This is a genomic window from Pseudaquabacterium terrae, assembly GCF_013266755.1.
Lineage (GTDB): Bacteria > Pseudomonadota > Gammaproteobacteria > Burkholderiales > Burkholderiaceae_C > Pseudaquabacterium > Pseudaquabacterium terrae.
Window position 1 is genome coordinate 829,443 of record NZ_JABRWJ010000001.1, and the last position, 12,904, is coordinate 842,346.

3 protein-coding genes, 4 tRNA genes and 5 rRNA genes are annotated in these 12,904 nt (G+C 56.9%); 2 read left to right on the top strand and 10 right to left on the bottom strand.

From position 1 onward, the window contains the following. Positions 1-6 precede the first annotated feature (6 nt). Complete coding sequence (locus HLB44_RS03820; RefSeq protein WP_343051219.1) at positions 7-930, bottom strand: esterase/lipase family protein; 924 nt, start codon at positions 928-930, stop codon at positions 7-9. Between the two features lie 172 nt (positions 931-1,102). Here HLB44_RS03820 and HLB44_RS03825 point away from each other — a divergent pair, with 172 nt between their 5' ends. Both HLB44_RS03825 and HLB44_RS03830 read left to right on the top strand, forming a co-directional pair. Beyond that, on the top strand, positions 1,103-1,849 hold the full coding sequence (locus HLB44_RS03825) for a DUF8198 family protein (RefSeq protein ID WP_173120740.1): 747 nt from the start codon (positions 1,103-1,105) through the stop codon (positions 1,847-1,849). A 62-nt stretch (positions 1,850-1,911) separates the two neighbouring features. Further along, complete coding sequence (locus HLB44_RS03830; RefSeq protein ID WP_173120742.1) at positions 1,912-3,597, top strand: long-chain-fatty-acid--CoA ligase; 1,686 nt, start codon at positions 1,912-1,914, stop codon at positions 3,595-3,597. A 159-nt stretch (positions 3,598-3,756) separates the two neighbouring features. Here HLB44_RS03830 and rrf (HLB44_RS03835) read toward each other — a convergent pair. The 9 genes from rrf (HLB44_RS03835) to HLB44_RS03875 form a co-directional block, all read right to left on the bottom strand. Next, positions 3,757-3,869: ribosomal RNA gene (gene rrf / locus HLB44_RS03835) — 5S ribosomal RNA — on the bottom strand. Positions 3,870-3,995: 126 nt separating this feature from the next. After that, positions 3,996-6,870: ribosomal RNA gene (locus HLB44_RS03840) — 23S ribosomal RNA — on the bottom strand. Between the two features lie 292 nt (positions 6,871-7,162). Then, positions 7,163-7,238, bottom strand: a tRNA-Ala gene (locus HLB44_RS03845). A gap of 10 nt (positions 7,239-7,248) precedes the next feature. After that, a tRNA-Ile gene (locus tag HLB44_RS03850) sits at positions 7,249-7,325 on the bottom strand. Between the two features lie 165 nt (positions 7,326-7,490). Continuing rightward, positions 7,491-9,019, bottom strand: a 16S ribosomal RNA gene (locus HLB44_RS03855). A 278-nt stretch (positions 9,020-9,297) separates the two neighbouring features. Further along, a 5S ribosomal RNA gene (gene rrf, locus HLB44_RS03860) occupies positions 9,298-9,410 on the bottom strand. A 126-nt stretch (positions 9,411-9,536) separates the two neighbouring features. Continuing rightward, positions 9,537-12,411 (bottom strand): 23S ribosomal RNA (locus tag HLB44_RS03865). Together the 16S, 23S and 5S rRNA genes with 4 tRNA genes alongside form the textbook arrangement of a ribosomal RNA operon. Before the next feature lie 292 nt (positions 12,412-12,703). Beyond that, positions 12,704-12,779, bottom strand: a tRNA-Ala gene (locus tag HLB44_RS03870). A gap of 10 nt (positions 12,780-12,789) precedes the next feature. Beyond that, a tRNA-Ile gene (locus HLB44_RS03875) sits at positions 12,790-12,866 on the bottom strand. Positions 12,867-12,904: the final 38 nt, after the last annotated feature.

Consider the following 12,904-nt stretch of genomic DNA (forward strand, 5'->3'; position numbering starts at 1 on the left):
GGACCTTCAGGTCGGCGACGGACCGCGGGGTGGGGCGACGGCTGCGCTTTCGCCGGGTCGCGCCGGTCTCACCCGATTCATCACCTCGGTGAACACGGTCGGGCTGGACAGCAGATGCACATGCGCGAGGCCGGGCAAATGACGGTTGTCGGCGCCCGGCAGCGTCGCGGTGGCGGCCGGGAAGACGATGTTGTCGCAGTGACCGTAGTAGCAGGTGAACGGCACGGCCGCCGCTGCGGGGCCGTCGGCCAGCGCCGCCAGCCAGCGGCTGCCGCGGCGCATCTGGCGGCCGTTGTGGCTGAAGGCAAACCGAGCGAGCCAGGTGCCGTGATGCGGTGAGCCGATCGTGACGACGCCGGCGCAGCACCGATGCGCTTCAGAACGCTGCAGCCAGCGGCGGACGGCAAGGCCTCCCATGCTGTGCGCGACGATCAGCGGCGGCGCGCCGGTGGTGGACTGCAGGCGCCGCACCGCAGCGTCGATCGATTCAGCGTAGTCATCGATCGAGCCGAACGCCGGCTCCAGCGTCACCGCGATGAACGGCACGTCCGCGGCACGCAAACGCCGCATCCACGGATTCCACAGGCCGCGGTTGCAGACGAAGCCGTGCACCAGCAGCAGGCCGCGACGGGGTGCGGCCGCGGATGTCTGCTGGGGCAGGTGATCTGGTTCGGCGTCGGCGCGAAATGGCTGCCGCCAGCCGAAGGTCTGGATGCCCCACAACACTTCGCCGAGCCAGGCCCGCAACAGTGCGCCCGGTGTCGGCCTTGGCGCTGGCCGGTGGTCGCCGAATGCAGCAAGCAGCAAGAACTCCGCGGCCAGCACGGGGGCGTGCGGCAGCAAGATGAGGAGTGCCGTGGCGACACGCCAGGCGAAGTGAATGTCCTGCCGCCCGCTCCACCACCACCACGTGCCGGCGAGCAGCAGCACGCAAAGGACGAGCAGTCGTTGCAAACGCGCGATCATCGGGGCCGGGAGTCAGGGCAAGGTGGGCGACAGTCTCGCATCGGAACCGCCGGCGAATGGCATTCGACGACACCGGTAGGGCGGAGTCACTAGCCGAGCCGAAAGTTTCGCCGCGGCGCGCTACGCTTCGCGCGTCATGAGTCCCGCAGGCCAACAGATCCTCGACCATCTCGCGCGCGTCGAGCGCTTGCGGCTCGCACGTGCGGACGATCCGGCTCAAACCGAACGGGTGCAGGCCGTCAAGGCGTACCAGGCCCGCCGCTTCGAGCGCGGATATGCCGATCTGCTGGCCGATGCACGCTACTGCCGGGCGGCGCGTTTTTTTCTCGACGAGCTCTATGGGCCCCAGGAGTTTGCGGCGCGGGATGCACAGTTCGCGCGCATCGTGCCAGCGTTGGTACGGATGTTCCCCGACGAGATCGTCCGAACGGTCGCCGCATTGGCGCGTCTGCATGCCTTGTCCGAAGATCTCGACGACACGATGGCGCGCCAGCTCGATGCACCGGCAATCGACGCTGCGGTCTACCGCGCCTTGTGGCAGCGCACGGGACGCGCGCAAGATCGGCAGGCACAGATCGATCTCACGATCCAGATCGGCGAGGCACTCGACCACTACACGCGCAGTCATTTTCTGCGCGGCGCGCTGCGCATGATGCGACAACCGGCGCGCGCAGCCGGGCTCGGCGAACTGCAACGCTTCCTCGAGGTGGGCTTCGAGACTTTCGGCTCGATGAAGGGTGCGCAGACGTTTCTCGGCACGGTGCGGCAGCGCGAGGAGGCCCTCGCGAACGCGCTGTTTGACGGGGGCGCAATCACTTCAGCGACAACATCGTCGGGTACTGCGCCTATGGATCCGTTCGCGGCGCTAGGACAATTACCGTAGCCCTGCGTCGCACCGCCCGCAACCATGCGGGGCCTGGAAACGCATTGACCCTCGGAGCTGCCGTGCAAAGACCCTGGTTGAACAACTATCCCGACGGCGTGCCGAGCGAAATCGATTCGACCGCTTACGCGTCGCTCGTCGACCTGCTCGAGGACGCGTTTCGTCGCTATGCAAATCGTCCCGCGGCCGAGTGTCTGGGCAGCCGGCTGCGCTTTCGCGATGTCGACGACCAGTCGCAAGCGCTGGGCGCCTGGCTGCAAGCGAAGGGGCTGGCGCCCGGAAGCCGCGTTGCGGTGATGATGCCCAACTTGCCGCAGTACATGGTGGCAATCGCGGCGATCCTGCGCGCCGGGTTGGTCGTCGTCAACGTGAACCCGCTGTACACACCGCGGGAGCTGGAGCATCAGCTGAAGGACTCGGGCGCGGAGGCGATCGTCGTGCTCGAGAACTTCGTCAGCACGCTCGAGGAAGTGATCGACAGAACAGCGGTGCGTCACGTGGTGCTCGCGTCGATGGGCGACCTGCTGGGGTTCTGGAAGGGGCAGTTGGTCAATTTCGCAGTGCGGCACCTGCGCAAGATGGTGCCCGAATACCGGTTGCCCCTCGATCAAGGCCGCACGGTCACACGGTTCAACATGGCAGTGGCTGAAGGCACGCGGCTGGCGCTGAGGCGCGCGGCCCTGGGCCCCGGCAGCGTCGCGTTTCTGCAGTACACCGGCGGCACCACCGGCGTGTCGAAAGGCGCGACGCTGCTGCATCGCAATGTTGTTGCCAACATCCTGCAAACCGAAGCCTGGTTCAAGCCGATGTTGGACACCGTCGGCGCGCAGCAGATGACCGTCGTGTGCGCGCTGCCGCTGTACCACATCTTCGCGCTGACGATCTGCTACATGATGGGCGCCCGCTTGGGGATGTTGAACCTGCTGATCCCGAATCCACGCGACATCCCCGGCTTCGTCAAGGCACTGCAAGGACACCGCGTGAACATGTTTCCGGCGGTCAACACGCTGTTCAATGCCTTGGCCAACGATCAGGGCTTTGCGCGTCTGGACTTCTCGGGACTGGTGGTGTCGAACGGCGGCGGTATGGCGGTTCAGCAGGCGACGGCCGAGCTGTGGCGCCGGGTCACCGGATGTTCGATCGTGGAAGGGTACGGGCTGTCGGAAACCTCACCGGTCGCCACGACGAACCGGCTGGACATCGAAGGCTTCACCGGCACGATCGGCTTACCCGTGCCGTCGACGGACATCGTGATCCGTGATGATGAGGGGCGCGATATGCCGCTCGGACAGCCGGGCGAAATATGCATCCGCGGCCCGCAGGTCATGAGCGGCTACTGGAACCGGCCGGATGAAACTGCGAAGGTGATGACGGACGACGGCTTCTTTCGCTCGGGCGACGTGGGCGTCATGGACGAGCGCGGACACACGCGCATCGTCGACCGCAAGAAGGACATGATCCTGGTGTCGGGCTTCAACGTGTACCCGAACGAGATCGAGCAGGTCGTCAACCTGCATCCTGGTGTGATCGAGTGCGCCGCGATCGGAATTCCGGACAGCAAGTCCGGCGAATCGGTGAAGCTGTTCGTGGTTCGCCGTGACACCACCCTGTCCGAATCCGATTTGATGAATTACTGCAAGGACAACTTCACAGCCTACAAGCGTCCGCGGTACATCGAGTTCCGCGACGACCTTCCGAAGTCGAACGTCGGCAAGATCTTGCGTCGCGAGTTGCGTTCGGCGGCGTAAGTCCGGCTTGAGACGCTGCCCTGATGCCCTGATGCGCTGGCTTGCTATTGGCGGCGTCTGCAAACATCTGGATTTGTGAGCGGGAAACTCAAGCTGTTCATCTGCGGCCAGAATGGCAAAAGGCCCGAACTCGTTGAGTTCGGGCCTCTTTGGGTATTAGCCTGACGATGTCCTACTTTCACACGGGAATCCGCACTATCATCGGCGCAGAGGCGTTTCACTGTCCTGTTCGGGATGGGAAGGAGTGGGACCACCTCGCTATGGTCATCAGGCTTAACTTGTTGCCGCGCTGACGACATGCGTCAGTGCGACCAATTCACAGAGATTCGAATCAGCTTTTGATTGCGTATGCCAGATTGGGCATAACTGAATTGTTGACGACGGGTCGTCAAAATTATAGGGTCAAGCCGCACGAGCAATTAGTACTGGTTAGCTTAACGCATTACTGCGCTTCCACACCCAGCCTATCAACGTCCTGGTCTTGAACGACTCTTTAGGGGGCTCAAGGCCCCGGCAAGACTCATCTTGAGACGAGTTTCCCGCTTAGATGCTTTCAGCGGTTATCTCTTCCGCACTTAGCTACTCGGCAATGCCACTGGCGTGACAACCGATACACCAGAGGTGCGTCCACTCCGGTCCTCTCGTACTAGGAGCAGGCTCTCTCAATCTTGCAGCGCCCACGGAAGATAGGGACCAAACTGTCTCACGACGTTTTAAACCCAGCTCACGTACCTCTTTAAATGGCGAACAGCCATACCCTTGGGACCGGCTACAGCCCCAGGATGAGATGAGCCGACATCGAGGTGCCAAACACCGCCGTCGATATGAACTCTTGGGCGGTATCAGCCTGTTATCCCCAGAGTACCTTTTATCCGTTGAGCGATGGCCCTTCCATACAGAACCACCGGATCACTTAGTCCTACTTTCGTACCTGCTCGACTTGTCAGTCTCGCAGTCAAGCACGCTTATGCCTATGCACTATGAGCACGATTTCCGACCGTGCCTAGCGTACCTTCGAACTCCTCCGTTACGCTTTGGGAGGAGACCGCCCCAGTCAAACTGCCTACCATACACTGTCCCCAACCCGGATAACGGGCCAAGGTTAGAACCTCAAACACACCAGGGTGGTATTTCAACGTTGGCTCCACCGGAACTAGCGTCCCGGCTTCAAAGCCTCCCACCTATCCTACACAGATCTGTTCAAAGTCCAATGTAAAGCTACAGTAAAGGTTCATGGGGTCTTTCCGTCTTTCCGCGGGGAGATTGCATCATCACAAACATTTCAACTTCGCTGAGTCTCTGGAGGAGACAGTGTGGCCATCGTTACGCCATTCGTGCAGGTCGGAACTTACCCGACAAGGAATTTCGCTACCTTAGGACCGTTATAGTTACGGCCGCCGTTTACTGGGACTTCAATCAAGAGCTTGCACCCCATCATTTAATCTTCCAGCACCGGGCAGGCGTCACACCCTATACGTCGACTTTCGTCTTTGCAGAGTGCTGTGTTTTTATTAAACAGTCGCAGCCACCGATTCTCTGCGGCCTCATTGGGCTCCCCCTGTACGGGTTCACCTACTAAAGGCACACCTTCTTCCGAAGTTACGGTGTCAATTTGCCGAGTTCCTTCTCCAGAGTTCTCTCAAGCGCCTGAGAATACTCATCACGCGCACCAGTGTCGGTTTGCGGTACGGTCGTCTATAGCTGAAGCTTAGTGGCTTTTCCTGGAAGCAGGGTATCGCTCACTTCGGCGGCAAGCCGCCTCGTTATCACCCCTCATCTAAGCCCGGCGGATTTGCCTACCAGGCACGACTACAGGCTTGAACCGGGACATCCAACACCCGGCTGAGTTAACCTTCTCCGTCCCCACATCGCACTATAGATCGGTACAGGAATATTGACCTGTTTCCCATCAGCTACGCATCTCTGCCTCGCCTTAGGGGCCGACTCACCCTACGCCGATGAACGTTGCGTAGGAAACCTTGCGCTTACGGCGAGGGGGCTTTTCACCCCCTTTAACGCTACTCATGTCAGCATTCGCACTTCTGATACCTCCAGCGGGCCTCACGACCCACCTTCACAGGCGTACAGAACGCTCTCCTACCGCGCGTATTGCTACGCACCCGCAGCTTCGGTTACTGGCTTAGCCCCGTTACATCTTCCGCGCAGGACGACTCGATCAGTGAGCTATTACGCTTTCTTTAAATGGTGGCTGCTTCTAAGCCAACATCCTGACTGTTTTAGCCTTCCCACTTCGTTTCCCACTTAGCCAATATTGGGGACCTTAGCTGGCGGTCTGGGTTGTTTCCCTCTTGTGTCCGGACGTTAGCACCCGGTGCACTGTCTCCCAAGCTGTACTCATCGGTATTCGGAGTTTGCAATGGTTTGGTAAGTCGCCATGACCCCCTAGCCATAACAGTGCTCTACCCCCGATGGTAATACTTGAGGCACTACCTAAATAGTTTTCGGAGAGAACCAGCTATCTCCAGGTTTGTTTAGCCTTTCACCCCTATCCACAGCTCATCCGCTAGTTTTGCAACACTAGTCGGTTCGGACCTCCAGTGCGTGTTACCGCACCTTCATCCTGGCCATGGATAGATCACCTGGTTTCGGGTCTACACCCAGCGACTCAAACGCCCTATTCGGACTCGGTTTCCCTACGCCTTCCCTATTCGGTTAAGCTTGCCACTGAATGTAAGTCGCTGACCCATTATACAAAAGGTACGCCGTCACCCTTGCGGGCTCCGACTTTTTGTATGCATGCGGTTTCAGGATCTATTTCACTCCCCTCCCGGGGTTCTTTTCGCCTTTCCCTCACGGTACTTGTTCACTATCGGTCGATTACGAGTATTTAGCCTTGGAGGATGGTCCCCCCATATTCAGACAGGGTTTCACGTGCCCCGCCCTACTTGTTCCGCACCTAGTACCACCGCCGACTTTTTCCATACGGGACTATCACCCTCTTTGGTCGGCCTTTCCAGACCGTTTTGATAAGTCGATGGCTATCATGCGCAGGCTGTTCCGATTTCGCTCGCCACTACTTTCGGAATCTCGGTTGATGTCTTTTCCTCGAGTTACTGAGATGTTTCAGTTCTCCCGGTTCGCCTCGCACACCTATGTATTCAGTGTGCGATACCCTTGCGGGTGGGTTTCCCCATTCGGAAATCTCCGGATCAAAGCTTATTTGCCAGCTCCCCGAAGCTTATCGCAGGCTATCACGTCCTTCATCGCCTGTAATCGCCAAGGCATCCACCACATGCACTTAGTCACTTGACCCTATAATTTTGACGCCGCGGACAAGGCAGCGTCGTCAAGGACTCGATTTGAGTAATTCGCGTTATGCCGTCTTCTAACTCTCAATCATTCGATATCGAGTTGAAGTCTGGTGACGCAATCAAATGTCATCGACGGCACGGTGCGCTGCAGCCCCTTTACGAACTGAACGCTTTCCGTCGATGACGCTGATTCGACTCTATGAATTGTTAAAGAACAACAGCCGACTTGCGAAGGCTGGCCTAAGCGCCCATCGGACGCTTAGGCCAGCATCGATCAAACTTGAATTGGTGGGTGGTGGAGGATGACGGGATCGAACCGACGACCCCCTGCTTGCAAAGCAGGTGCTCTCCCAGCTGAGCTAATCCCCCGACGAATGGGTGGTGGGTCTGGTTGGATTCGAACCAACGACCCCCGCCTTATCAAGACGGTGCTCTAACCGACTGAGCTACAGACCCGCGCATTCGTGAATTGAAGCGCCAAGTCAAAGTGTTCAAACGCAAGCTCCAGGCTAGGCCATCGCTTGTCGACGCTCACCAGGCTCACGCTCCACTCAAGTTTGTCTTCTGCTGTCAAACAACAGCCGATAAGTGTGGGCGCGAGAATTTGAGTGCTTTTTCCAGAAAGGAGGTGATCCAGCCGCACCTTCCGATACGGCTACCTTGTTACGACTTCACCCCAGTCACGAACCCTGCCGTGGTAATCGCCCTCCTTGCGGTTAGGCTAACTACTTCTGGCAGAACCCGCTCCCATGGTGTGACGGGCGGTGTGTACAAGACCCGGGAACGTATTCACCGCGGCAAGCTGATCCGCGATTACTAGCGATTCCGACTTCACGCAGTCGAGTTGCAGACTGCGATCCGGACTACGACCGGTTTTCTGGGATTGGCTCCCCCTCGCGGGTTGGCAGCCCTCTGTACCGGCCATTGTATGACGTGTGTAGCCCTACCCATAAGGGCCATGAGGACCTGACGTCATCCCCACCTTCCTCCGGTTTGTCACCGGCAGTCTCATTAGAGTGCCCTTTCGTAGCAACTAATGACAAGGGTTGCGCTCGTTGCGGGACTTAACCCAACATCTCACGACACGAGCTGACGACGGCCATGCAGCACCTGTGTCCTGGCTCTCTTTCGAGCACTCCCACATCTCTGCGGGATTCCAGGCATGTCAAGGGTAGGTAAGGTTTTTCGCGTTGCATCGAATTAAACCACATCATCCACCGCTTGTGCGGGTCCCCGTCAATTCCTTTGAGTTTCAACCTTGCGGCCGTACTCCCCAGGCGGTCAACTTCACGCGTTAGCTACGTTACTGAACAGCAAGCCGTCCAACAACCAGTTGACATCGTTTAGGGCGTGGACTACCAGGGTATCTAATCCTGTTTGCTCCCCACGCTTTCGTGCATGAGCGTCAGTGCAGGCCCAGGGGATTGCCTTCGCCATCGGTGTTCCTCCGCATATCTACGCATTTCACTGCTACACGCGGAATTCCATCCCCCTCTGCCGCACTCCAGCTGTGCAGTCACAAGTGCAGTTCCCAGGTTAAGCCCGGGGATTTCACACCTGTCTTGCACAACCGCCTGCGCACGCTTTACGCCCAGTAATTCCGATTAACGCTTGCACCCTACGTATTACCGCGGCTGCTGGCACGTAGTTAGCCGGTGCTTATTCTTCAGGTACCGTCATCCCCCCGAGGTATTAACTCAGAGGATTTCTTCCCTGACAAAAGCGGTTTACAACCCGAAGGCCTTCTTCCCGCACGCGGCATGGCTGGATCAGGGTTGCCCCCATTGTCCAAAATTCCCCACTGCTGCCTCCCGTAGGAGTCTGGGCCGTGTCTCAGTCCCAGTGTGGCTGGTCGTCCTCTCAGACCAGCTACAGATCGTCGGCTTGGTAGGCTTTTACCCCACCAACTACCTAATCTGACATCGGCCGCTCCAATAGCGCGAGGTCTTGCGATCCCCCGCTTTCACCCTTAGGTCGTATGCGGTATTAATCCGGCTTTCGCCGGGCTATCCCCCACTACTGGGCACGTTCCGATGCATTACTCACCCGTTCGCCACTCGTCGCCAGGTTGCCCCGCGTTACCGTTCGACTTGCATGTGTAAGGCATGCCGCCAGCGTTCAATCTGAGCCAGGATCAAACTCTTCAGTTCGATCTTGAAATTTGCTCAAAGAATTGAAGTGAACTTCACTTGCATGAAAATTCAATTCAGTGAGCGTTTAAGGTCATGAGACCTCGAGATTCGCGGCTTTACCCGCTAGCCTCTTGGCACTCGCCTTCAAACGCCCACGCTTATCGGCTGTTGATTTTTAAAGAGCGGGACTTGCGTCCATATTAGCTTTCGCTAAAGACTGAGATCGAATTCCTTCAATCACACTCTTTAGAGAAGAAAACGCCCGGCTCTCACCGGGCGTTTCTCACGTCATATTAGCCTGACGATGTCCTACTTTCACACGGGAATCCGCACTATCATCGGCGCAGAGGCGTTTCACTGTCCTGTTCGGGATGGGAAGGAGTGGGACCACCTCGCTATGGTCATCAGGCTTAACTTGTTGCCGCGCTGACGACATGCGTCAGTGCGACCAATTCACAGAGATTCGAATCAGCTTTTGATTGCGTATGCCAGATTGGGCATAACTGAATTGTTGACGACGGGTCGTCAAAATTATAGGGTCAAGCCGCACGAGCAATTAGTACTGGTTAGCTTAACGCATTACTGCGCTTCCACACCCAGCCTATCAACGTCCTGGTCTTGAACGACTCTTTAGGGGGCTCAAGGCCCCGGCAAGACTCATCTTGAGACGAGTTTCCCGCTTAGATGCTTTCAGCGGTTATCTCTTCCGCACTTAGCTACTCGGCAATGCCACTGGCGTGACAACCGATACACCAGAGGTGCGTCCACTCCGGTCCTCTCGTACTAGGAGCAGGCTCTCTCAATCTTGCAGCGCCCACGGAAGATAGGGACCAAACTGTCTCACGACGTTTTAAACCCAGCTCACGTACCTCTTTAAATGGCGAACAGCCATACCCTTGGGACCGGCTACAGCCCCAGGATGAGATGAGCCGACATCGAGGTGCCAAACACCGCCGTCGATATGAACTCTTGGGCGGTATCAGCCTGTTATCCCCAGAGTACCTTTTATCCGTTGAGCGATGGCCCTTCCATACAGAACCACCGGATCACTTAGTCCTACTTTCGTACCTGCTCGACTTGTCAGTCTCGCAGTCAAGCACGCTTATGCCTATGCACTATGAGCACGATTTCCGACCGTGCCTAGCGTACCTTCGAACTCCTCCGTTACGCTTTGGGAGGAGACCGCCCCAGTCAAACTGCCTACCATACACTGTCCCCAACCCGGATAACGGGCCAAGGTTAGAACCTCAAACACACCAGGGTGGTATTTCAACGTTGGCTCCACCGGAACTAGCGTCCCGGCTTCAAAGCCTCCCACCTATCCTACACAGATCTGTTCAAAGTCCAATGTAAAGCTACAGTAAAGGTTCATGGGGTCTTTCCGTCTTTCCGCGGGGAGATTGCATCATCACAAACATTTCAACTTCGCTGAGTCTCTGGAGGAGACAGTGTGGCCATCGTTACGCCATTCGTGCAGGTCGGAACTTACCCGACAAGGAATTTCGCTACCTTAGGACCGTTATAGTTACGGCCGCCGTTTACTGGGACTTCAATCAAGAGCTTGCACCCCATCATTTAATCTTCCAGCACCGGGCAGGCGTCACACCCTATACGTCGACTTTCGTCTTTGCAGAGTGCTGTGTTTTTATTAAACAGTCGCAGCCACCGATTCTCTGCGGCCTCATTGGGCTCCCCCTGTACGGGTTCACCTACTAAAGGCACACCTTCTTCCGAAGTTACGGTGTCAATTTGCCGAGTTCCTTCTCCAGAGTTCTCTCAAGCGCCTGAGAATACTCATCACGCGCACCAGTGTCGGTTTGCGGTACGGTCGTCTATAGCTGAAGCTTAGTGGCTTTTCCTGGAAGCAGGGTATCGCTCACTTCGGCGGCAAGCCGCCTCGTTATCACCCCTCATCTAAGCCCGGCGGATTTGCCTACCAGGCACGACTACAGGCTTGAACCGGGACATCCAACACCCGGCTGAGTTAACCTTCTCCGTCCCCACATCGCACTATAGATCGGTACAGGAATATTGACCTGTTTCCCATCAGCTACGCATCTCTGCCTCGCCTTAGGGGCCGACTCACCCTACGCCGATGAACGTTGCGTAGGAAACCTTGCGCTTACGGCGAGGGGGCTTTTCACCCCCTTTAACGCTACTCATGTCAGCATTCGCACTTCTGATACCTCCAGCGGGCCTCACGACCCACCTTCACAGGCGTACAGAACGCTCTCCTACCGCGCGTATTGCTACGCACCCGCAGCTTCGGTTACTGGCTTAGCCCCGTTACATCTTCCGCGCAGGACGACTCGATCAGTGAGCTATTACGCTTTCTTTAAATGGTGGCTGCTTCTAAGCCAACATCCTGACTGTTTTAGCCTTCCCACTTCGTTTCCCACTTAGCCAATATTGGGGACCTTAGCTGGCGGTCTGGGTTGTTTCCCTCTTGTGTCCGGACGTTAGCACCCGGTGCACTGTCTCCCAAGCTGTACTCATCGGTATTCGGAGTTTGCAATGGTTTGGTAAGTCGCCATGACCCCCTAGCCATAACAGTGCTCTACCCCCGATGGTAATACTTGAGGCACTACCTAAATAGTTTTCGGAGAGAACCAGCTATCTCCAGGTTTGTTTAGCCTTTCACCCCTATCCACAGCTCATCCGCTAGTTTTGCAACACTAGTCGGTTCGGACCTCCAGTGCGTGTTACCGCACCTTCATCCTGGCCATGGATAGATCACCTGGTTTCGGGTCTACACCCAGCGACTCAAACGCCCTATTCGGACTCGGTTTCCCTACGCCTTCCCTATTCGGTTAAGCTTGCCACTGAATGTAAGTCGCTGACCCATTATACAAAAGGTACGCCGTCACCCTTGCGGGCTCCGACTTTTTGTATGCATGCGGTTTCAGGATCTATTTCACTCCCCTCCCGGGGTTCTTTTCGCCTTTCCCTCACGGTACTTGTTCACTATCGGTCGATTACGAGTATTTAGCCTTGGAGGATGGTCCCCCCATATTCAGACAGGGTTTCACGTGCCCCGCCCTACTTGTTCCGCACCTAGTACCACCGCCGACTTTTTCCATACGGGACTATCACCCTCTTTGGTCGGCCTTTCCAGACCGTTTTGATAAGTCGATGGCTATCATGCGCAGGCTGTTCCGATTTCGCTCGCCACTACTTTCGGAATCTCGGTTGATGTCTTTTCCTCGAGTTACTGAGATGTTTCAGTTCTCCCGGTTCGCCTCGCACACCTATGTATTCAGTGTGCGATACCCTTGCGGGTGGGTTTCCCCATTCGGAAATCTCCGGATCAAAGCTTATTTGCCAGCTCCCCGAAGCTTATCGCAGGCTATCACGTCCTTCATCGCCTGTAATCGCCAAGGCATCCACCACATGCACTTAGTCACTTGACCCTATAATTTTGACGCCGCGGACAAGGCAGCGTCGTCAAGGACTCGATTTGAGTAATTCGCGTTATGCCGTCTTCTAACTCTCAATCATTCGATATCGAGTTGAAGTCTGGTGACGCAATCAAATGTCATCGACGGCACGGTGCGCTGCAGCCCCTTTACGAACTGAACGCTTTCCGTCGATGACGCTGATTCGACTCTATGAATTGTTAAAGAACAACAGCCGACTTGCGAAGGCTGGCCTAAGCGCCCATCGGACGCTTAGGCCAGCATCGATCAAACTTGAATTGGTGGGTGGTGGAGGATGACGGGATCGAACCGACGACCCCCTGCTTGCAAAGCAGGTGCTCTCCCAGCTGAGCTAATCCCCCGACGAATGGGTGGTGGGTCTGGTTGGATTCGAACCAACGACCCCCGCCTTATCAAGACGGTGCTCTAACCGACTGAGCTACAGACCCGCGCATTCGTGAATTGAAGCGCCAAGTCAAAGTGTTCA